Annotated in this window: 21 protein-coding genes and 2 CRISPR repeat arrays; of the genes, 18 read left to right on the forward strand and 3 right to left on the reverse strand. The window is 36.4% G+C overall.

Annotated elements, in window-relative coordinates:
* Window positions 1-5: 5 nt before the first annotated feature.
* The 11 genes from cas7i to PGR74_RS01760 all read left to right on the forward strand — a co-directional run bounded on the left by cas7i (window position 6) and on the right by PGR74_RS01760 (window position 12816).
* A complete protein-coding gene (gene cas7i / locus PGR74_RS01710; protein WP_270516634.1) occupies window positions 6-1064 on the forward strand; it encodes a type I-B CRISPR-associated protein Cas7/Cst2/DevR in 1059 nt (352 codons plus the stop codon).
* Window positions 1061-1732 (forward strand): type I-B CRISPR-associated protein Cas5b, encoded by a 672-nt coding sequence (cas5b, locus tag PGR74_RS01715; RefSeq protein WP_041503748.1) that lies wholly within the window; start codon window positions 1061-1063, stop codon window positions 1730-1732. Before cas7i ends, cas5b begins: the two co-directional genes overlap by 4 nt.
* A complete protein-coding gene (gene cas3 / locus PGR74_RS01720) occupies window positions 1729-4002 on the forward strand; it encodes a CRISPR-associated helicase Cas3' (RefSeq protein ID WP_270516635.1) in 2274 nt (757 codons plus the stop codon). The genes cas5b and cas3 overlap by 4 nt, the downstream gene beginning before the upstream one ends.
* Before the next feature lie 36 nt (window positions 4003-4038).
* Window positions 4039-4551 carry a CRISPR-associated protein Cas4 gene (gene cas4 / locus PGR74_RS01725; protein WP_041503747.1) on the forward strand — a complete coding sequence of 171 codons (513 nt, stop codon included), beginning with the start codon at window positions 4039-4041 and terminating at the stop codon, window positions 4549-4551.
* A gap of 36 nt (window positions 4552-4587) precedes the next feature.
* On the forward strand, window positions 4588-5592 hold the full coding sequence (gene cas1b / locus PGR74_RS01730; protein ID WP_041503746.1) for a type I-B CRISPR-associated endonuclease Cas1b: 1005 nt from the start codon (window positions 4588-4590) through the stop codon (window positions 5590-5592).
* Window positions 5593-5853 (forward strand): CRISPR-associated endonuclease Cas2, encoded by a 261-nt coding sequence (cas2, locus tag PGR74_RS01735; protein WP_270516636.1) that lies wholly within the window; start codon window positions 5593-5595, stop codon window positions 5851-5853.
* A gap of 219 nt (window positions 5854-6072) precedes the next feature.
* A CRISPR array of direct repeats spans window positions 6073-7486; the repeat unit is 30 nt; unit sequence CTATTAATTGAACTAAAGTAGAATTTAAAT.
* Between the two features lie 110 nt (window positions 7487-7596).
* Window positions 7597-7812 carry a helix-turn-helix transcriptional regulator gene (locus PGR74_RS01740; protein WP_041503744.1) on the forward strand — a complete coding sequence of 72 codons (216 nt, stop codon included), beginning with the start codon at window positions 7597-7599 and terminating at the stop codon, window positions 7810-7812.
* Entirely contained in the window at window positions 7809-8138 is a 330-nt protein-coding gene (locus PGR74_RS01745) for a HipA N-terminal domain-containing protein (RefSeq protein WP_041503743.1), read from the forward strand. The genes PGR74_RS01740 and PGR74_RS01745 overlap by 4 nt, the downstream gene beginning before the upstream one ends.
* The gene (locus PGR74_RS01750; RefSeq protein ID WP_270516637.1) at window positions 8138-9079 is read left to right on the forward strand and encodes a HipA domain-containing protein; all 942 of its coding nucleotides are present in this window, start codon (window positions 8138-8140) and stop codon (window positions 9077-9079) included. The genes PGR74_RS01745 and PGR74_RS01750 overlap by 1 nt, the downstream gene beginning before the upstream one ends.
* 56 nt (window positions 9080-9135) lie before the next feature.
* Complete coding sequence (locus PGR74_RS01755; RefSeq protein WP_181416477.1) at window positions 9136-9240, forward strand: CRISPR-associated endonuclease Cas2; 105 nt, start codon at window positions 9136-9138, stop codon at window positions 9238-9240.
* 219 nt (window positions 9241-9459) lie between these two features.
* A CRISPR array of direct repeats spans window positions 9460-11279; the repeat unit is 30 nt; unit sequence CTATTAATTGAACTAAAGTAGAATTGAAAT.
* 181 nt (window positions 11280-11460) lie between these two features.
* Window positions 11461-12816: an MATE family efflux transporter gene (locus PGR74_RS01760; RefSeq protein WP_270516638.1), complete on the forward strand. Its 1356-nt coding sequence runs from the start codon at window positions 11461-11463 to the stop codon at window positions 12814-12816.
* 265 nt (window positions 12817-13081) lie between these two features.
* Here the strand turns inward: PGR74_RS01760 and PGR74_RS01765 are convergent, their stop codons facing one another.
* From PGR74_RS01765 to PGR74_RS01775, 3 genes are read right to left on the reverse strand one after another with little or no spacing between them, the layout of a single operon-like run.
* Window positions 13082-13204 carry a twin-arginine translocase TatA/TatE family subunit gene (locus PGR74_RS01765; RefSeq protein ID WP_235375079.1) on the reverse strand — a complete coding sequence of 41 codons (123 nt, stop codon included), beginning with the start codon at window positions 13202-13204 and terminating at the stop codon, window positions 13082-13084.
* A gap of 36 nt (window positions 13205-13240) precedes the next feature.
* Window positions 13241-14062, reverse strand: a complete 822-nt coding sequence (locus PGR74_RS01770; protein ID WP_270516639.1) for a carboxymuconolactone decarboxylase family protein — start codon at window positions 14060-14062, stop codon at window positions 13241-13243.
* A gap of 4 nt (window positions 14063-14066) precedes the next feature.
* Entirely contained in the window at window positions 14067-14912 is an 846-nt protein-coding gene (locus PGR74_RS01775; RefSeq protein ID WP_041504935.1) for an aldo/keto reductase, read from the reverse strand.
* A 424-nt stretch (window positions 14913-15336) separates the two neighbouring features.
* Between PGR74_RS01775 and PGR74_RS01780 the strand changes: the two genes are divergently transcribed.
* The 7 genes from PGR74_RS01780 (at window position 15337) to dinD (ending at window position 22544) form a co-directional block, all read left to right on the forward strand.
* On the forward strand, window positions 15337-15744 hold the full coding sequence (locus PGR74_RS01780) for a hypothetical protein (RefSeq protein ID WP_041503739.1): 408 nt from the start codon (window positions 15337-15339) through the stop codon (window positions 15742-15744).
* A 38-nt stretch (window positions 15745-15782) separates the two neighbouring features.
* Complete coding sequence (locus PGR74_RS01785; RefSeq protein WP_146216407.1) at window positions 15783-16184, forward strand: hypothetical protein; 402 nt, start codon at window positions 15783-15785, stop codon at window positions 16182-16184.
* 80 nt (window positions 16185-16264) lie between these two features.
* Window positions 16265-19015, forward strand: a complete 2751-nt coding sequence (locus PGR74_RS01790) for an outer membrane beta-barrel protein (RefSeq protein WP_041504934.1) — start codon at window positions 16265-16267, stop codon at window positions 19013-19015.
* A gap of 236 nt (window positions 19016-19251) precedes the next feature.
* Window positions 19252-19833, forward strand: a complete 582-nt coding sequence (locus PGR74_RS01795; protein WP_082027479.1) for a Crp/Fnr family transcriptional regulator — start codon at window positions 19252-19254, stop codon at window positions 19831-19833.
* Between the two features lie 78 nt (window positions 19834-19911).
* Window positions 19912-20346, forward strand: coding sequence for a DUF4405 domain-containing protein (locus PGR74_RS01800; protein WP_041504933.1), 435 nt, complete (start codon window positions 19912-19914; stop codon window positions 20344-20346).
* 302 nt (window positions 20347-20648) lie between these two features.
* Window positions 20649-21524 (forward strand): DUF5655 domain-containing protein, encoded by an 876-nt coding sequence (locus tag PGR74_RS01805; RefSeq protein ID WP_270516640.1) that lies wholly within the window; start codon window positions 20649-20651, stop codon window positions 21522-21524.
* A gap of 156 nt (window positions 21525-21680) precedes the next feature.
* Complete coding sequence (dinD, locus tag PGR74_RS01810; RefSeq protein WP_270516641.1) at window positions 21681-22544, forward strand: DNA damage-inducible protein D; 864 nt, start codon at window positions 21681-21683, stop codon at window positions 22542-22544.
* Window positions 22545-22560: the final 16 nt, after the last annotated feature.

The raw sequence follows: 22560 nt of genomic DNA on the forward strand, positions 1-22560 counted from the left end.
CGACTATGAAAAATTTAAAAACACAGGGTTTTGTCCTTTTGGATGTGGATGTGGTAGCATTGAATAATGCCGGGAAAAGTACTTCGACTTTAAATGATAACGGTGTTGCCACAAAAACGATCATAAAAAATGGTAGAACATACGTCTATGTTTCCGGACAAGCTTGGAGATATTGGTGGCGCGAAGCGTTACAAAAGAATTGCGGATGGGTATTATCTCCGGTAATTCGCGATTCTAAAATTGCTTACACGAATGCGGATCCTATTATGTATCCTGACGACGATGTGTTCGGATATATGCATGCCGCAACGGAGATAGTGAAGGACAATAAGGGAAAAGAGAAAAAAGGAAATATCACGGTAACGCGTGTTTCGCCTTTGAGAAATTCTGCTATTGTATCTGTCGCATCTGTCTCTTTAGCCGAAAATTGGTCGAGTATGGCCCGTCAGGAAGGCGATTCCGTACCCTATACGAAACAGGAATATAGTGCCGTGATGAAAGGAATGTTTAGTCTGGATTTAAGTATGATCGGAACTTTTTCCAATTATAATAAAACCGGCTATATGAATCTGTCCGATACATTGAAGAAAGAAGCGATAGAGAAGGGTGGAGTAGAAATAGAAGATCCTTTTATCCGTAATCAAAAACTGATTCGATTGAAGGGTTCGGAAAGAATCCGCCGTGCTGTCGATACGATAAAGGCATTGAAACATATTTCAGGAGGCGCTATGCAAACGGATAATATGGGAGACGTAACTCCAAAGTTTATCATCTTGGCAACCACGAATACGGGCAATCATCCTTTTTCTCACGTGGCTTCTACGACTGGAATTCGAGATGGCATTGCGAGGTTAAATGTAAATGGTATAGAAGAGGTTATTAAAGATTATCGGGAGACTATTATAGGAAAAGTATATATAGGAAAGCGAGGCGGTTTTTGGGATGATGAAAATGAAAGTTTAAATGTTTTAGCCGAAAAACATAAAGATTTGATTGTTTTGGGAACAGTAAATGAGGTGATTGATGCTTATTGTGAACAAATAAAAAAACAATTGGAGGAATGAAATTATACCGAATCAAGATTAGTTCATGGACAGCGAGTTTCAGATATCCGAATATTCTTTCAGGGTATCAGCCGACGCTTGAAGTCCCGCCTGTAAGTACTGTGTTGGGCTTGATGAATGCTTGTGCTGGAGAATATTTGAATCATGAAAAATTGGAGATAGGATATTATTTTGAATATGGAGCTAAAGAAGTAGATTTAGAAACGATCTACCAGATCGAGAGAACGGACAAAGGAACGCCTAAAAATGAAGTAAAATCTAATGTTATAAAGCGGGAATTCTTGTTTGATTGTCGGTTGTATGTTTATTTAAGTGATGTTGCGTTAGTGACGTACTTTAAACAGCCCTATTTTCCTTTGGTATTGGGAAGAAGTAGCGATTTGGCCAGCGTAGAATTGATCGAGGAGATTGAATTGCAAGAAATTGTTGGTGCTGAACATATAAAAGGGCAGCTTGTCCCTTTTAAAGGGAATTTTTTACCGGGAGTAATACAGGTATTATCTAATTATTTTACCGACGAGATTCCGCGTAGAAATATAGGTCCGGAGCCCTATTCTGTCATTTCATGTTTCGGAAAAACCGGAAAAACAAACATAAAAGCATATAGGGATGTCATAGATAATTCTCCGGTAGATATCTATCTTCATCAGCTTATTTTTGAAAAATGAATATAGATACTAATTTTCAGGTTCTGGCAAAATCAGAACCTGAAATTACTTTAAAGCAACATATTGAAGATTGTTTGAATATTTATCGGCAATTGCGGTTTTGTTTTCCTAATTTGCCCGTATCGGACAGAGATCATTTTTGGAAACAACTGTATAGAGCTGTCGTTATGCACGATCTTGGCAAAGCTCACCCTGAGTTTCAGCGTTTGTTGCGAAAAATAAAGAAACACGAATGGCATCAACAAAGACACGAGTTGTTTTCTCTGTATTTTTTGTATGCTCTTAAAATAACAGAAGAGGAGAGAAAAGCATTGTCCTACGCTGTTGCGGGACATCATAAACAATTGAACGAGTTATTCGATTTTATCAGTAAGAATTACAAGACGGAAAACGAGAATGAACTGTTGGAAGAGTACGTAGACGGATTAGTCGAGTTCATGCAGGAGTGTGCTAAAATCGATTATGCTATCGTCAAAGAACTTGTAGTTACCTATATAGGGACATGGAACGATGAAGTAGAAAATTTTGATATCAGTAACTGTATTCGTCGTTTAATGCGAGAGAGCCCCAATATCATAGATTCGGCATTTATGGACAGGTTATTATTGGTCGGGGGAATGAAGCAATGTGATCATATGGCTTCTGCAGGAATGCAAACTTTAGCACAATTAAAAACAGAAGATTTTGATTTTTTATTTCGTTATCCTTTATATTTCCACCAACAGATGGCCTTCCAAACTATTGGTAACGTGATCACGAATGCCCCGACCGGATCCGGAAAAACGGAAACAGCTTTGTTGTGGTTACGAAAACAAATGGAAGAAAGAGGACAAGGACGGGTATTTTATATTTTGCCATTTACGGCTTCGATTAATGCCATGTACGAGCGGTTAGATAAAGAGCTGAGTAAGGATGAAAAAAAGGTTGGGATGTTGCATGGTAAATTAGCTCAGTACTTGGAGTATCGGATGTCAGAGGAAGATGATGTATTATCTGGGGAAGAAAGGAAACAGTTATTGGAGGATTTCAAGTCTTTACAAATGCCTTTAAAAATTGTGACTCCGTTTCAATTATTAAAGCATCTATTTGGATTAAAAAGCTTTGAAAAAGGGATGTTTGAATGGAGTGGCTGTTATTTGATTTTTGATGAAATCCATGCTTATGATCCACGTATCTTTGCTCAAATTATCGTATTATTGAAATTTATGCTTCGTTATATGAACGCAAGGGTACATATCATGACGGCTACATTGCCTCAATTCATGTGTAAGGAGTTGGAGCAGGTACTGGGAGATTATACCCATATACAAGCTTCGACAGATTTGTATGAGAAATTTACACGGCATCGAATTCACGTACGAAAAGGAAAATTGGAAGATGCGTTGGATGAAATACAGGGAAGATTGGATAAAGACAGGAAGGTATTAGTTGTTTGTAATACTATAGCTGAATCTCAAAAAATATATCATGCTTTGGATGCCCAAAAGAAAGTATTATTACATGGATCGTTTAATGCAGAAGATCGTTTTGCAAAAGAGAAAATTTTAAAAGATCGTGATGTAAAGCTTTTAGTCGGGACGCAGGCTATAGAAGTAAGTTTAGATATCGATTATGATTGTATTTATACAGAACCAGCTCCTTTAGATGCCTTGATTCAGAGATTTGGACGGGTTAACCGGAAACGGGAAAAAGATTTATGTGATTGCTGTGTTTTTGAAGAGAGAAATGAGACTGATAAATATATTTATCGGGATGAAATCGTAATTTTTAAAACGTTGGAAGTTTTGATGAGAATAGAGCGAAAAGGGGGAGTAATCAAAGAGACTTATTTACAGGATGCTATTAATTTTGTTTATCCTGATTGGAATAAAGAAGCCAAAGAAGAATACGAACAGACTGTGAATTTATTAGAATATGCGGTGTTTCATGAACTGTCTCCTTTAAAATATTCTTCTGAACGAGAGGAGCAATTTCATGAACAATTTACTGGAGTACAAGTATTACCAGTTGCTTTAAGAAGAGCGTATCAGGAGTATTTGGAGGCGAATCAATTCGTGAAAGCCGAGGGATTATTAGTGAATCTAAACGAGAGAAGTTTTGTCGGTTTATTAAAAAAGCAACAAGCATACGGTGAAAGATTTGTGTTAACATCTGGTCTAACGGGAAAAATGTATGATAAATATACCTATTTGATAAATAGGAAATATTCTAAAGAATTAGGATTGTTGAAAAATGAGATAGAGCAAGACGAAATAGACTGTTTTTTGTAAGAGAAAAACGATCAATTAGTGTTAAAACGAATATTTATGTATATAACAGCTACTCACGTCAACTATTATTATATTTGCTTGAGAAAACTTTGGCTTTTTGCAAATGGGATAAATATGGAACATACTTCGGATATCGTTACTGAAGGTAAATTAGTACATGAAACCTCCTATTCAAATAGAGCTGCTCGTTACGATGAGGTTCGCATTGGAGGTTCGGTTATTGATTTTTATGATCCTCGTGATAGAGTTATTCATGAAATAAAAAAATCTTCGGCAAAAGAAGAAGCCCATATCTGGCAGGTAAAGTATTACATCAATCTTTTTGAGAAAGAAGGGATCGAAGGGGTTATTGGCCTGTTGGAATATCCATTGCTGCGGGAAACGTTGAGGGTTGAATTGGAAGAGGGCGACCGGGAAAGATTGCGGGAAATAGAAGTGGAGATTCTTAAAATAATAGAATCGGAAAATTGTCCGGAAAGAATACCTAAACGTAAATGTGGCTCATGTTCATATTATGAGTTTTGTTATGCCGGAGAAGAAGAAATATAAGATAAGCTGTTAGATTATAATGGAAAAAGAAGATACATGAAAAGAACATATTATTTGTTTAATCCGGGACGCTTGATTCGAAAGGACAATACGTTAAAATTTACGCCTGTAGATGAGGAGGGGAGAGAAGGGCAATCTCGTTATATCCCTGTCGAAACAGTCGATAATTTATTTGTATTCGGCAGTTTGGATGCCAATAGTGCCATGTATAATTTTTTGGGTAAGAATCAAATAGCTGTTCATTTTTTTGATTATTATGAACACTATACCGGTTCTTTTATGCCTAAAGATTATTTGTTATCCGGTAGGATGCAAATTGCACAGATGAAACATTATATTCGTAAAGATAAACGAATGGCCATTGCCCGGCGATTTATTCAGGGAGCGGCTTTTAATATGTTGAAAAATCTGAAATATTATAACAATCGAGCCAAAGATACTTTGTCACAAATAAACAGGATCGAAAATTATATTCCTTTAATTGAAACTGCAATAGAAATACCTGAATTAATGGGAATCGAAGGTAATATCCGACAAACTTATTATGAGGCTTTCGATATTATTATCGATGGCTTCGTTATGGGTAACAGGAGTAAGATGCCTCCTTCGAATGAAGTGAACGCTATGATTTCTTTTGCTAATAGTATGTGTTATTCTGTTTGCCTGGATGCTATTTATCATACGCAGTTGAATCCAACAATTAGTTTTTTGCATGAGCCGGGAGAAAGGCGTTATTCGTTAGCATTGGATTTGGCAGAGATTTTTAAACCTATATTGGCCGATCGGTTGATTTTTTCGATGTTTAATCGTAAACAAATTCAGAAATCTGATTTTGATCAGAAATTAAATGGTTGTCTTTTAAAGCCTTCCTCTATGAAAAAAGTTTCTCAAGAATGGGAAAACAAAGTAAAAGAGACGATTAAACATAAAATGTTGGGTCGACATGTAAGCTATAAACACCTGATCAAGTTAGAGTGTTATAAATTGACAAAGCATTTATTGAATATAGAAGAGTATAAACCTTTAAAAATGTGGTGGTAAATGTATGTGATATTGGTTTACGACGTGGATCAAAAGCGAACCTCTAAGATGTTAAAATTATGTCGTCGCTATCTTTCTTGGATTCAGAATAGTGTCTTTGAAGGAGAAATATCCGAAGTGCAGTTGAAACAATTAAATGCAGAAGCTAAAAATCTTATGGATGATAAAGATAGTTTGATTATCTTCAAAAGTCGGGATGAAAAATGGCTACAAAAGGAGATCATCGGGGATGAAAAAGCCAGCATTTCTAATTTTTTATGAAGTCGACCTCTTGTTTTAACGATTAAAAAGAGGGTTCCGTAAATGCATATTAACATAAAACGCTCTTTGAAATATTGATAATAAACGAATTAGATAAAGTAGTCGACCTCCCGGTAAAATCTACGAATTAGAGGTCGACTGAAAAATATCTCAAAGAATGATCTATCGACAAAGTATAACTATTTGATTCTTTGTCGATTTTGTTTAAATTTATAATGCCTATTAATTGAACTAAAGTAGAATTTAAATTTTTCATCTTATTTTGTTCGGTGTTCCGGCCAAAAACTATTAATTGAACTAAAGTAGAATTTAAATCTTTATATTAAGTCTCCTTGTGGAAAGTGTCCTTCTCTATTAATTGAACTAAAGTAGAATTTAAATAGGATTTTGAATATCGGGAAGGGAAACTCTTCCAGCCTATTAATTGAACTAAAGTAGAATTTAAATACGATTACCCGGAGTATATTTAGTATGCTTCACAAACTATTAATTGAACTAAAGTAGAATTTAAATAGAACACCAATCAAACGATCACGATCAAGAATCAACCTATTAATTGAACTAAAGTAGAATTTAAATATGAGGAAAACAATAAAGACCTGGATGAGATTTCTGCTATTAATTGAACTAAAGTAGAATTTAAATCTTTCGATCGAGATCGAGCAGAGTGAGTTTACAACCTATTAATTGAACTAAAGTAGAATTTAAATACAACACCAAGTAGCGCCATATCAATTCTTTTTAAGCTATTAATTGAACTAAAGTAGAATTTAAATTTACTTAGAGTTGTACGAGTGTTTAGGTTTTTCTGCTATTAATTGAACTAAAGTAGAATTTAAATTATCTCAATCGTTTAAGTTGTTCTATTTCTCTTTTACTATTAATTGAACTAAAGTAGAATTTAAATCGTATTAAATAGGTTTATTATGAAATTTTTAATTACCTATTAATTGAACTAAAGTAGAATTTAAATTACAGCGAATCAAAAAGACCGGGACCAGCTTCACCCTATTAATTGAACTAAAGTAGAATTTAAATCCAAAATATCATCAATTTTTTCACCGGAAAACACTGCTATTAATTGAACTAAAGTAGAATTTAAATATAATGGGCATGGCGTAGCACTATGCGAATGCATTTCTATTAATTGAACTAAAGTAGAATTTAAATATGTCTACGAGTAATATTCTGATAAGCCGGACGAGGCTATTAATTGAACTAAAGTAGAATTTAAATTGAAACAACAAAGGAAGAGTACTATAATGCGCAATAACTATTAATTGAACTAAAGTAGAATTTAAATTCAGAAGAAGTTTTTGATTGTTGCTTTTCCAACTCACTATTAATTGAACTAAAGTAGAATTTAAATTACTGCAAGATGGACGAAAGAGAGCGAAGCGTTTAGACTATTAATTGAACTAAAGTAGAATTTAAATAGCGGACTACCTTCAGACGAAGCAGAATTTTGATAACTATTAATTGAACTAAAGTAGAATTTAAATAAGCATAATAATAAATAAAATAAAATCCTGTATATACTATTAATTGAACTAAAGTAGAATTTAAATGGTCTGAATTTGTTATAAGTACTTTATCTTTATTACTATTAATTGAACTAAAGTAGAATTGAGATTTTTTATTTTATACCCTTTGGGGTGTAAAGAAGTTTTAGATTAATAATTTTATACCCCATGAGGTATAATATGAATATAATTGCTATATTTGTACCTAAACGGGTATAATATGAAAAACCAAACTATAGCGGGATATGTAAAGCAAATGCGTAAAGAGACAGGGCTTACGCAAGTGGATTTATCTGAGAAAGCAGGTGTCGGTCTGCGCTTTGTTCGTGAGTTGGAACAAGGAAAAGAAACACTTCGATTAGATAAAGTAAATCAGGTTCTTATTTTGTTCGGAAGTGAAGTAGGTGTTGTACCGGCCAAAAGAGATAAGTTATGAAAAAAGCTGAGATCTATGTTGGCAATCAATTAGCCGGGATTTTGATTGAAGATGAGAATGGGTTCACATTCACTTATATGGATGAATATGTCTCGGAACATGATTCACAACCTGTTAGTTTAACTCTTCCTATTGTCTCGACACCTTATAGGAGTTCTGTACTATTTCCATTTTTTGACGGATTAATTCCTGAAGGTTGGTTATTAGCTATCGCAGAAGAGAGTTGGAAAATTAATAGCCGTGACCGCATGGCACTTCTTTTGGCTTGCTGTAAGGATTGTATCGGAAATGTGAGTGTTGTCGCTAAAAGAGAGGAGGGTAATTAATGAAGAGATGTTTATACTGTTATCGGGAGTTGGATAACCAAATGATGGATTATCATTCTCAATGTTCTAAAAAAATATATGGTTCCAAAGAACCTCCTATTCTTCCTTATAACAAGAAAGATTTAGTGAAACTTGCTAAAAAGGTCGTGAGGAGTCAAACTACACTTACGGGAGTACAGCCTAAACTCTCTTTAAATATTGAAAAAGCAGAAGGAGTTTCTAAAAGTTTTACTATCGTCGGCTTATGGGGATGCTATATCTTGAAGCCACAGAGTCGATATTATAAACAATTGCCAGAGTTAGAGGATTTAACAATGCATTTAGCAGAAATTGCTAAAATTAGAGTCGTTCCTCATTCTTTGATCCGTTTTGAAGATGGGGAATTATGTTATATTACAAAACGTATTGACCGGAATGCAAGAGGGCAGAAGTATGCGATGGAAGATATGTGTCAGCTAACGGAAAAGCTTACTGAATATAAATATAAGGGTTCGTATGAGCAGATAGCTAAATGTATTCTCAAGTATTCCGCTACGCCTAAATTAGATGTGATTAACTTTTGGGAGGAAGTGCTTTTTGCGTGGATAACGGGAAATTCGGATATGCATTTGAAAAACTTTTCTTTATATAGCATAAAGCCTTATAATTACGTGCTGACACCAGCTTATGATCTATTGCCTACTAAGTTGGTGCTTCCTTTGGATTCCGAAGAATTAGCGTTAACTCTCAATGGAAAAAAGAGAAAAATAGGTAAATCTGATTTTGTAATGGCTATGAAATTAACAGGATTGGAAAATAAAATCATTGGGAATATTTTTAAGAAGTTTGAAAAGGTTCTATCCAAATGGCTCGAATTTATTGATATTTCTTTTTTAGAGGAAAAAACGAAAGAAGAATTTAAAGAGCTCATTAAAAATAATTTTGAGTTAATGAAGGAATAAATATATAGATAATTGGATAGAGGTTTGAACAATTAAATATAGAGGCTAAAAATCTTATGGATGATAAAGATAGTTTAATCGTCTTTAAAAGCCGGGATGAAAAATGGCTACAGAAAGAGATCATCGGGGATGAAAGAGCCAGCATTTCTAATTTTTTATGAAGTCGACCTCTTGTTTTAACGATTAAAAAGAGGGTTCCGTAAATGCATATTAACATAAAACGCTCTTTGAAATATTGATAATAAACGAATTAGATAAAGTCGTCGACCTCCCGGTAAAATCAACGAATTGGAGGTCGACTGAAAAATACCTCAGAAAATAAGATACTGACAAAGTATAACTATTTGATTCTTTGTCTGTTTTAATTAATTTTATAACGGCTATTAATTGAACTAAAGTAGAATTGAAATGATATTCAAAGTCCTCGGCAGATCGGTTCGTTTCTCCTATTAATTGAACTAAAGTAGAATTGAAATAGCCTTAACTTCAGCAGGAGCTTGAAGGTAACGACTATTAATTGAACTAAAGTAGAATTGAAATAGTAGAATCACACTCAACGCCAAAAATACTATCGAGACTATTAATTGAACTAAAGTAGAATTGAAATATGAGGAAAACAATAAAGACCCGGATGAGATTTCTGCTATTAATTGAACTAAAGTAGAATTGAAATAACATATTCAAAATAGAATTAGGAGGAGTATCCTTAGCTATTAATTGAACTAAAGTAGAATTGAAATGCAATAGGATCAATATTCTTACGAATCCAACGATTACTATTAATTGAACTAAAGTAGAATTGAAATTCAACAGAAGGAATAGGATCAGGAGATTGAAGAACACTATTAATTGAACTAAAGTAGAATTGAAATATTAGTCTGCGTAGTTTCAAACATACCTGTAACTACACTATTAATTGAACTAAAGTAGAATTGAAATAGAACACCTATCAAACGATCACGATCAAGAATCAACCTATTAATTGAACTAAAGTAGAATTGAAATAGAATCCAAACTATACAAATTAGAAAACAAAGAATTCTATTAATTGAACTAAAGTAGAATTGAAATAGCGATAGCACAAAGATGAGAAATCATGCCCAACGTCTATTAATTGAACTAAAGTAGAATTGAAATACATTATTGCGTTCTAAGAATTCTTGAAGCTTAAACCTATTAATTGAACTAAAGTAGAATTGAAATAACAAATATAAACATTAGTAACCATAATCGCAAGAAACTATTAATTGAACTAAAGTAGAATTGAAATAGCCTTAACCTCAGAAGGAGCCTGCAAGTAACGACTATTAATTGAACTAAAGTAGAATTGAAATATTGGTCTGAGTAGTTTCGAACATACCTGTAACTACCTATTAATTGAACTAAAGTAGAATTGAAATACGTAGTATAAGGAAAATTCTCCAAAACAGGACGGGACTATTAATTGAACTAAAGTAGAATTGAAATGCGACAGGATCAATATTCTTACGAATCCAACGATTACTATTAATTGAACTAAAGTAGAATTGAAATAGCAATAGCACAAAGATGAGAGATCATTCCTAACGTCTATTAATTGAACTAAAGTAGAATTGAAATTACAGGCAGAAACCTTAAATCCAAACATATTCAAAACTATTAATTGAACTAAAGTAGAATTGAAATGTTACAATAACGAAGAGTAAAGATATTGTTCCGACGACTATTAATTGAACTAAAGTAGAATTGAAATGAAGTCATGGCGTTAGTACCGCCAAGAAGGGCATAAGCTATTAATTGAACTAAAGTAGAATTGAAATCTGACTGCTTCGGGCTTTGCATTTCGTGATAATAAACCTATTAATTGAACTAAAGTAGAATTGAAATGCGTTGAGTTTTGGTTGCTTTGGTAAATTCATCGAGACTATTAATTGAACTAAAGTAGAATTGAAATACGTGTTGTACATTATCTATCCATTGCAAAAATTCCGCTATTAATTGAACTAAAGTAGAATTGAAATGTAGGAATATAAGTTATGCGCATAGAGTTTTCTTGTATCTATTAATTGAACTAAAGTAGAATTGAAATGACTTTGTCAGAGAATAATCGTTGAATAGCTGCCCACTATTAATTGAACTAAAGTAGAATTGAAATTTCATTTATACCGGGCAAACCGAACCATTTAGTAAGCTATTAATTGAACTAAAGTAGAATTGAAATCATTGAGGGGTTGTTATAATTAATAAGGTGTGTTTTACTATTGATTGAACAAGGGATTGGTGAATTCGATGATTAGGCAATTGGTGATAGAAAAATAAGACTGATTCGTCGAGGAAGGGGAGGAGATGCTTTTTCGTTTATTTATGTACCTTTGCGCCGGTAAAAACAAGACCTGATTTTAATGACGAAATCCATTGATTTGACGGTAGGACCTATCAGCCGGACGATGCTTTTGTTTGCGGTTCCCATGATAGTAGGAAATCTGTTACAGCAGTTTTATAATGTGGCTGACACGTTGATTGTTGGACGATACTTGGGTGCGGATGCGTTAGCTGCAGTCGGTTCGGCTTATACGCTGATGATTTTTCTTACTTCTGTGCTTCTCGGTTTATGCATGGGGAGTGGGGCTATATTCTCTCTCCGGTATGGAGCAAAAGACGGTGTAGCCTTAAGACGGAGTATTTATGTTTCATTAGTATTGATCAGTTTGGTAACGGTTGTGCTTAATATAGCTGTTTTTACATGGATTGATCAGATTATCGGTGTACTGCAAGTGCCCGAAGAGTTGTATGACCTGATGTATGATTATTTATGGGTTATCTTTTGGGGAATAGGTTTCACTTTTGTTTATAATTTCTATGCATCGCTATTACGTGCGATCGGGAATTCCATCGTTCCTTTATGGTTCTTAGCCATAGCGGTAGTATTAAATATTGTCTTCGATCTCCTGTTTATCCTCGTTTTTGACTGGGGAGTTATGGGAGCCGGTGTTGCCACGGTTATTTCTCAGGCTGTATCGGCTATCGGATTGTGTATTTATGCTGTTCAACGATTTCCGGAATTTAGAATACGACGTACGGATATGCATTTAGATTGGCCTACTATAAGAGAGATTACTTCTTATTCTATGCTGACATGTGCTCAACAATCCGTTATGAATTTTGGTATATTGATGATACAGGGATTAATAAACAGCTTCGGTACAGCTGTAATGGCAGCTTTTGCTGCTGCGGTTAAGATCGATTCGTTTGCTTACATGCCAGTACAGGATTTTGGTAACGCTTTCTCAACTTTTATTGCTCAAAATTTCGGAGCTAAACAGACAGACCGTATTCGCCGTGGGATTCGTAGTGCTATTATGACTACTACCGTTTTTTGTGTTATTATTTCCGTTCTCGTGTTTTTGTTTGCCCGTCCGTTGATGCTGATTTTTGTACGACCAGATGAAACGGAAATCATCTCTATCGGAGTGCAGTATCTTCGTGTAGAGGGGGTATTTTATTGCGGGATAGGTTGTCTTTTCCTGTTGTACGGTTTTTACCGTGCAGTCCGAAAACCGGCGATGTCCGTGGTATTGACGGTCATTTCTCTGGGAACTCGTGTTATTTTGGCTTACGTGTTGGCAAATATTCCGTCTATCGGTGTCGTGGGAATCTGGTGGGCTATTCCTATCGGCTGGTTCTTGGCTGATATAATCGGATTAGCCTATTATCGTAAAACTATAAACGAGTATCGATTGAGAAACGAGATTAATTGATAAATAAAATTCCAATATTAAAGTGGTACTTGATTTTGCCCCTCAGGCTGGCCCCGGAGGTGTTGATATTCTGAAAATAGTTGATTGCTAAAACTGTACGGAGTGGAAACACGCGTGTTGAATCGGGTTGTAAAACGTAATATAGGAAACAAAGGGGACGGTTCTCAAAGATTATTTTAAACCCCGAGAATCATCCCTGGTTAACTGTTCCGGCATCTCAACTCGTTCCGATACGATTTCCGGTTATTCGATTTTGTTCTCGATACTATTCATTCTCTCCCTCCTTGAAAGAGCGTACACCTTTCCCGATACCTTTCATGAGTTCGGGAATCTTTTTACCGACGAAAAACAGCAGTACGACCGAAGCGATAACAAGTACCTCTTGCATTCCGAGACCACCGAAATAATAATCTCTTATATGTCCTTACTTTAATTTGTCATATTCTTCGTCCGTCACCGGTTCGAGCCACTCGTTGGAGGTATTTTCTCCGGGTATCTCGAAGGCGAGGTGTGCGAACCAACTGTCGGCTGCCGCACCGTGCCAATGCTTTACGCCGGCGGGAATATGAATGACCGTTCCGGGCAGGATCTTTTGTGCGGGCTTGCCCTCTTCCTGATACCAGCCGCATCCGGCCACGCCGACGAGCATCTGACCGCCGCCTTTCGTTGCCCGGTGGATGTGCCAGTTGTTACGGCAACGCGGTTCGAATGTCACGTTAGCGAACGGAATCTGCGAATTCGATACACGGGCGAGGTAACTGTTGCCAACGAAATATTCGGCATATGCCGTGTTCGGTTCGCCGATAGGGAAAATCATCTCCTGCTGGAAACGTTCTTTCTCCGTTACCGCATCCTCGTCCGCCCAAACCTCCTTAGCCATGCGGAACCCTGCCCATGCGTTGGGCCAGCCGGCATAAAAGGCTGCTTGTGTCAACAACGCGGCAATCTCACGGCGGGTGATGCCATGTTTTTTGCCCATCTCCAGATGCGAACGGAAAGAGGAATCGATCACTCCTTTGCCGAGGAGGATAGAGATGGTAATCATGCTGTGGTTGTGAAGACTGAGCGTGGAATCGTTCCAGACGGCTTCGCCGAAAAGAACATCGTCATTGAGTGCCGCAAATTTGGGGGCGAACTCACCGAGAACGGTGCGTCCGGCAGTTTGGGTTATTTTATTCTGAGCCATAAGTGTAATGTTGGTAAATGTCGTAAGCATCGCAATGAATATAAAAATTATCTTTTTCATAAAATCAATCTGCTTTTAAAGTCAGTAAAAAATTGACGAACTCCGGATCGTAATGCGGGAAGAAGAGGGTTTTGCCTTCGTCCAAAGCGGCGATTGCCGACATGTCGTCATCGGCGAGCGTGAAATCGAACACTTCCATATTCTGACGCATCCGCTCCATACGGGTGGATTTGGGAATCACGATTACGCCCCGTTGAATCAGATAACGCAGAGCAACCTGTGCGGCGGTTTTACCGTATTCGTTACCGATTTTCATCAGCGTAGGGTCGTGGAACATATTGTTTCGGCCCTCGGCAAAAGGTCCCCACGACATGATTCGAGTTCCGTATTTCTCCATGATTTCCTGAGCCTTGAACTGCTGGTTGAACACATGAGTTTCCACCTGATTGACCATCGGTTTGATTTTCACGTGTTCCGCGAGGTCGATAAAGCGATCGGGATAGAAATTACTCACGCCGATGGCACGTGTTTTTCCGTCGTTATAAGCAGCCTCCATCGCGCGATAGGTTCCGTAATAATCGCCGAACGGTTGGTGGATGAGTAAAAGATCCACGTAATCGGTCTGTAATTTAAGCAGGGATTCGTTAATGGATTTCATCGCTTTTTTTTCGCCGCCATTGGTAATCCATATCTTGGTGGTAAGAAAGATTTCTCCACGGGCGATTCCGCTCTTCCGGATGGCATCGCCTACCTGCTGTTCGTTGAAATAGGCTTGTGCCGTGTCGATCAAGCGATAACCGACACGCAAGGCATCGGTTACGCAACGTTCGCACTCTTCGGGTGTTACCTGGTAAACACCGTAACCAAGTATCGGCATTTCAACGCCATTGTGTAATTTTACTGTTTCCATGTCTTATTGTCGTTATTTATTGATTCTATTCTTTTATAATGAATGCGTTAGGGTTATTTCTCCCCTTTCCGTTCAATAACTCATTTTGCTTATCTGTCGATTTACCAGTTTATCTATTACAAAATTACAGAAGAGTTCTCATTCCGTTGATATCAATTTTACGGATTGAATAACCAATTTCATCGGTCAGTACGAAACAGACTGTCGTGTCGATGAAAAGGATAGGGCAGATTGTTTTGATACATGCCGAATCATCTGAAAGTTTGTTAAACCAAATTGTTTAATTTATTTTCATGTATTTAACTTAAATTGTATGATTTTTGTGATTTAATATATTTCGAATAACTTATTATTTCGTTTAATTTGTAAAATAGCAATGTGATTTTATTCATCTTGTGATTTATTAACTAAACCTTATTTAATTATGAAAAAATTATTATTGATTTTAGCGACGCTCGTTTTCGCATTGACTTATTTGCCTTCTCGGGTAACTGCAGCTCCAACGGTTAAAGTTTCTCCTAAATCTATAGAAGTAAATGTAGGAGAGACATGTGTTTTTAACGTATTAGTCGAACTATCATCAGGTACTATACAAGAGGTCGTTATTGATGTCACGGGTTTTCCATCAGGGAGTGTACTTGAAGCTTCGATTATAAACCAACGTGATAGAAAGTATGAAGCACAAGTTGATATGAAAATAGATCAACCAGGTACATATACTTTAACTTTTAAAATAGATGTGACTTACAAAGATGGTAAAACTACAGTTACTAAAACTGTGACCGAAACAGTTGTTGTTAAAGTAATAAAAAAAGAAGTTGAAGTATTATAAGGATTTATATGGTTGTTAATGATTTAAAATACGTTCTTATGAAGAAATTACTTTTCGCTATCACCCTAATATTCATTATGTTGCCTGTATCGGCGGCAGCTCCTGTAACTCGGCCAGTTATAACTATTTCTCCTAATAGTATATCAGTTGAACAGGGTACTACATGCGTGATTGTTATTGTTGTCGAATGTGATAATCCGATAGATGTAAAATGTCAAATTCCGACCGGCTTTCCTGATGGGACAATGGTGCAGAAAATAGAGAAATCGAAAACGGAGACAAAGGTTGAGATAAATTTTAGAATTACTATTCCTACATCTGGAACTTATAATGTGAATGTTCCTGTTAATGTAAAGGTTAAAGAAAATGGTCGTTGGTCAGATGCAATTGAAGAATCTAAAACTATACCGATAACTGTGACAGCATCTTCAGCAAACTAAAAGTATTCGGGCCGATGTATTCGGCCCGGATTACGATATGTTTTTGTTGGTATTCCAAACTATAAAATGGTGAGACGTTTATGAAAGCTTTTAAATTTGTTTGCCTGCAATTGTTTATTTTTTCGTTTACAGTCACTATGGTTAAGGCCCAATGGCAAGGGAAATTGACTACAGAGGATAGGGTAAGGCTTAATTCTTCAACTTTAATAGGATATAATATGATTTTTTATGAAGCTATTGTAGTGGATTCCGTGACTAATGAGCCCTTGCCCGGAGCGTTGATTCATTTTGTAAACCCGAATAAAGCGAACGTTTCGGTAAGAACTTTTGCGGTGGATAAAAACGGCTATTTTTGTGTTTATTGCGATAAGGATAAACGTTGGGTGTTAGAAATTACTCATTTGGGATATAAAATATTTAAAAAGATTCTTTCTCAGGATCAACCGTTGGTGAATTTCGGTAAAATCAAGTTAATTCCGGACACGTTAAAAATTGATGAAGTTGTCGTTCAGGTGCGCAGGGAAATGTATAAACAGAAAGGAGACACGTTAATGGTATATCCACAGGCTTTCAGGTACATGGAGGGAGATAATCTGTTGGAGATTTTTCGGCAAATTCCGGGAGCCAAGGTTACGGAGGAAGGCGATGTATATATAGGTAAAATGAAAATCGAGAAGGGGTTGGTGAACGGGCGGATGCTTTTTGGGGACGATGTTAGGACCCTGATGAAATCTCTTGATGCGAAAGACGCTTCAGTAATGGCGATTTATGACGAAGTTGATGAAAAAGATGAAATTTTACGTGGAGATAACGCCCGGAAAAGGAAGGTTGTTAATGTTATGACTTTCCAACAATTCACATCTTACTTGGCGGGAAATATGATGCTTGAGGGTGGTTTGGATAAAAACAAAGATATAGACGGTGGCAGACAGGAGCGCTACTGCGCGAATGGAGATATCGGTTTCTACCGGGAGCAACAACAAATAAGGTTGAAAGGAGGAATTGACAATCGTAATTTGATTATTTGGTCTCCCCCTTCCGGGTATACGCGAAAATGGAATGCCGGGGCAGAAGTTAATAGTACCATAAATGAATCGAACCGTTATGCTGTATCCTATGATTATGGTAATGAATACTCGACGGAAGAGAGTTTATCGAACATAAACTATTTTCCAACCGATCAATTCCAATCGCAATTCTCTGAAAATTTTAATTATAATGAAAACGATGAGAAAAATCATAGGATTAAATTGGAATACAATTACCTGAAGCAACGAAAAGTTAATATAGATGCCTCTTGTGACATCGGAATTTATAAAAGTGCAGATCTTTCGGATTATTATTCGGATACTTACAGAGATGATGTTTTGCTAACAAAAACAGAAAGAGTCGGTCATTCTGATAATAATAGCGTAAACATAAGTCCGGCAGTAAGTTTTACTAAAAATATAGGGATCGGAGGGTTGAAAGTATCCGTTTATTCGAATATTAATAAGTCAAATGGTAATGAAATTCGAAACGATACCACTTTTACCGTTGGATTTAAAGAGAGAACCGTATTAAATATAACTACCAAAAGACCTGATTGGAATATAGTACCGAGTGTTGAATATAATGTAAATTTTAAAAAAGCGGGATCGTTCTCTTTTATTTCTAAAGTTAAATATGAAAACTTGTCCTTTTATAATGTGGCGTTGAATAGGATTACCGGAGATATGGATCGTTCTCTTTCAGTTGATTATACTTTAAGTCAAACAATTGTTAATGAGGATGTTGTGTATTATTTTGGTAATGGAAAACATTCATTAAATGTAAATCTTGCATATACCGGCACTTTTATGAACCGGAGAGATAAGTTACCTGTTTATGATAAAGTGTATCGCTCATTTCACGCTTTTCTCCCGGCCATCACTTACGGCTATTCTTTCACGAAGCGTACTTATGATATATCTTTGTCAACCTCGCAATCGGTACCTTCTAACAGTCATATGATAACAGTCATAAATGATAATAATCCCATGTTCCTTTTTGCGGGTAATCCTGATCTTAAAGACTCTAAAACGTACATCGTGTCTTTTACTTCATATAATCGTAAACAAAATATCCCTCGTGCGATTAGTTTCGGTGTAGACTTTTCGATAAATCATAACAGCATAGTTTACAGTCGTATGTATTTCAAAAATTCGACAGTTCTTCCTCAATACGATAATTATGAAGCACCGGCAGGAGCTACTTTGACAATTCCGGTGAATGCCGATGATTTTTTGCGAACCGGAGCCAATTTGTCCTATAAAGTTCGTTGGGATAAAATCAAATCTATCGTTGATTTTAAATTGGAGTATCATTATCAGAATCCACAAGTCGGCATTGAAGATAGATTGGTCCGTACCCATGAACAAATTAGTAATTTTTCGGCAAATTTGGTTATGAATTTATCATCTAAATTCAGGGGTGAAATTAGCAATGACACTCGATACCGATGGTTTGAAAACGGTAACGCGCAAATAGATGAAGGGGTAAATGAGGTATTGAAAGCAAAATTCCGTTGGGATTTTCTTAAAAGAGTTTATTTGACAAGCTCTTACACGTTTGAATACCTCAAAGGAACTTATTCGAAAACCGTGGAAAACCATATTCTAAATGCTTCTATGGGCTGTCGGGTATTCAAAAATCGTAAAGGTCTGGTAAGTTTTAATGCTTATAATATTCTTGATCGCACAACTAATTTTGTGACTTCTGTAAATGACCAGTATGTTAATAATACGTGGCGACAGTTATCCTCCTCTTATTTTTCACTTTCGTTTGAATACAGATTTAACAACACCAAATAAAGAAGATATTTTTTACATTTTAATCTGAAAGGAATGATATAGTTTTTTTCTGTTTTTAATATTGATCTTGCAATATCGTGGTAATGAAAACGGGATAGTATGGTTTTGAATAATTTATTTGATCTTTAGGAAGATTCTCGAGGTTTGTTTTAATTTCCGGAAACCGTTCCCGAGAGATATAAAAAAGAGCCCATTCATAAAGGTATACCATACATACTTTTTTTATATTTGCAAATATGATAAACGACTGTTCAAGCAACTTATTTGGCTCTTTGGTAGAAAAATTGTCTTCGAAAGAATGTTGTATTTTAGAGCATTTTTATAAGAATGTCAATGGGTTATCTCTTCCTTCAAAAACAATATTGCTAAATGAAGGTAAGATAGCCGACACGTTGTATTTGATTAGAAAAGGCTGCTTGCGCCTTTTTTTCTGCAACGAGGAGAAAGATGTTACCTTTCAATTTTTTTTTGAGGGCGACTTTGTGGCTTCGTTTGATAGCCTGTACAAAAGTCAACCGAGTCTTTTTTCATTGGAAAGTATAGAGCCATCCGAGGTCTTCTCTGTAAAAAAGGAGCATTTTTACACTCTTGTCGAGCAGATTCCCTTGTTAAGAAAAGTGTATGAAGAGAAACTCATAGATCGTTTTCATGTTTATCAACGATTATTCCTTTCTCGAATAAAGAGCACTCCGGCACAACGATATAAGGAATTATTGAAAGAATGTCCCCACATCATACAGCGAGTTCCGCAGCATTATATAGCATCTTATCTTGGAATTACCCCCGTGTCCTTGTCCCGAATTAGGAATAGGCGTTAATGCCATTTCTTTACAATTGTTATCGTCTCGTTTCTGATAAAATGGCGAACTTGGCCCCGTCTACATAAAAACAGAAACATGATAAAGAATATTTTTTTAATAGACTGGTTATTAATTCCCTCGTTTATCTTTTCCTTGTATACCGGAATAGAACTGCACGTTGCCGGTCATGGAAACAACCATGAAATATGGCATAATTGGGCCGTTTTTCATGTAGTGATGAGTCTTTTGTTTTTTATTTTTGGAATATGCCATATAACAACACACTGGAATTGGTACAAGGGAATTGTGAATAAAGGAGTAGGAAAGAAAAGCAGGGTTACGTTATGTTTATCCGTGCTGTTTGTATTTGTTACGGTCACGGGTATCGTTTTGCTCTGTATGGACGGGGCGAACTCCAATATAGGATTATGGCATTATAAGATAGGGATTGTAACGAGCGTACTATCTATTGGCCATATCTTCAAACGTATTCCGATGTTACGCAAATTTTTAAAAAAGAGAACTGTCTAATGATTTCGAATTGAAATGGGTGCTACTGCTCCCTCCGGTTTCAAGACAAGCCCTATTAATTGAATTATGGAAAATATGGTGGAGTGTATGGAAAAATGAATTAAATAATCGGAGACGATACTTGGAATAATTAATTTGAAATTTGAAATTATAGAGCTTTTTTTATAATATCTTCTTTTATATCTTTGTAAAACTCAAAAAAATGCAAGTGACACAAGTTCTTGTTCAGGGTTAGAATGTGATCTAAAGAAGAATTAATGATGCAACCATCACTTTACAAAATATCAAAAAGTCTTGAGTCTTTGAGAGAGACCCCGTTTAAGAAAGAACGAGAGTTACAGAATATATTTGAAGCTAATCTACCTCAGATTATGGGGTTAATGTTAGTAAAATCCGAGTTCGTTATTAAGAACAAGCGGGTCGATACGCTTGCGTTTGATCAGGAATCAAAGGCTTTTGTGATTATCGAGTACAAGCGTGATCGGAATAGTAGTGTGGTAGATCAGGGGTTTACGTACTTGAGTTTAATGCTTCAGAATAAAGCGGATTTTATACTGGAATACAATGAACAGAACCCGAGTAAGACATTATCGCGTAATGATGTTGATTGGTCGCAGAGTCGGGTAGTGTTCGTATCTTCCGATTTTACAGATAATCAGATCGAGGCGACTAATTTTAAAGATATAGCCATCGAGTTGTACGAGGTCAAACGATACGGAGATCATCTATTGATTACTCCTATTAAAAAGAGCAAAGCCGCGGAGAGTATAAAACCGATTACGCAAAGGAATAAGGAGTATAAAAGTGTCGTCGACGAAATTAAGGTATACACGGAAGAAAATCTTTTATCCAATAAATCAGAAGATGTTGTTACATTATGCGAAAAGTATAGATCGGCAATTATTAACTTGACGGATGATATCGAGGTTAAGCCTCAGAAATGGTACATTGCTTTTAAAAAAGACAGACGGAACATTTGTGATATCGAGATTCAGAAAGTAGGTCTTAAGATAGCGATTAATGTGAAGAAAGGAACTCTTGATGATCCGAAAAAGATAACAAGGGATATTTCCGGATTGGGACATTTAGGCAACGGTGATTACGAGTTAAAAGTATCGGACGATAAGCATTTAGAGTATGTTATGAGCCTTATTAAACAGGCAATTATTGAAGGGTGATGTTTTGCAAGGACGGTTCTTGGGAATTAGAAATGAGCATAGAGAACCGTCCTTGATGGTTAATATAGCGTAAATTTTTATATCTTTGTAATATGACAGACGTGAGTTCAATGCACTGATTAAAAATAATTTGGCAAAGATTAAAATTTAGGGACTATGGATATTCAACGTATTAGTCAATATAAAAGCTCTTTTGACTCCATTGTAAAGGAGATAACTGATGATAATAGAGAATCGGTAGAGGTGTGGTATGCCCGTGAGTTGCAAGCCCTATTAGGGTATGCTCGCTGGGAAAATTTTGTGGTAGCCATTATTCGTGCTATTGAATCGTGTACAACACAGGGAGTCTGCGTGGATGATCATTTTCGTGAAGTCACGAAAATGATCGAGATAGGCAAAGGAGGTCAACGTCCCGTACAAGATTTCGTGCTCACCCGCTATGCCTGCTATTTGATAGCTCAGAATGGTGACCCCAAGAAAGAGGAGATAGCTTTTGCTCAAGGTTACTTTGCAGTACAAACACGTCGTGCGGAGATAATAGAGGAACGATTAAAGTTGCTTTCACGCTTGGAGACAAGGGAGAGACTACGTGCATCCGAGAAACAACTCAGTCAGAATATTTATGAACGTGGGGTGGACGACAAAGGCTTTGGACGTATCCGTTCGAAGGGTGATGCAGCTCTCTTTGGTGGAAGGACTACCGAACAGATGAAACTTCGACTTGGAGTAAAGAGCGGAGCACTCGCCGACCACCTGCCAACGCTGACTATTGTAGCAAAGAATCTTGCCACAGAAATGACCAACTATAACGTGGAGCAAAAGGATTTGATGGGTGAGGCTCCAATCACAGGTGAGCACATTCAAAATAACCTTAGCGTAAGGGATATGCTAGGTAAACGAGGCATTCAGCCCGAAAACCTGCCCCCAGCCGAAGATATAAAGAAGGTAGAACGCCGTGTGGCTAAAGAAGAAAAGGCGTTGGAGAAGAGCACGAAGAAATTACCGAAAAAGAAAGAATAACAATGACGACATTAGA

This window comes from Sanguibacteroides sp. AM78-02pH3A (genome assembly GCF_027666085.1).
GTDB classification, from domain to species: domain Bacteria; phylum Bacteroidota; class Bacteroidia; order Bacteroidales; family Marinifilaceae; genus Gabonibacter; species Gabonibacter massiliensis.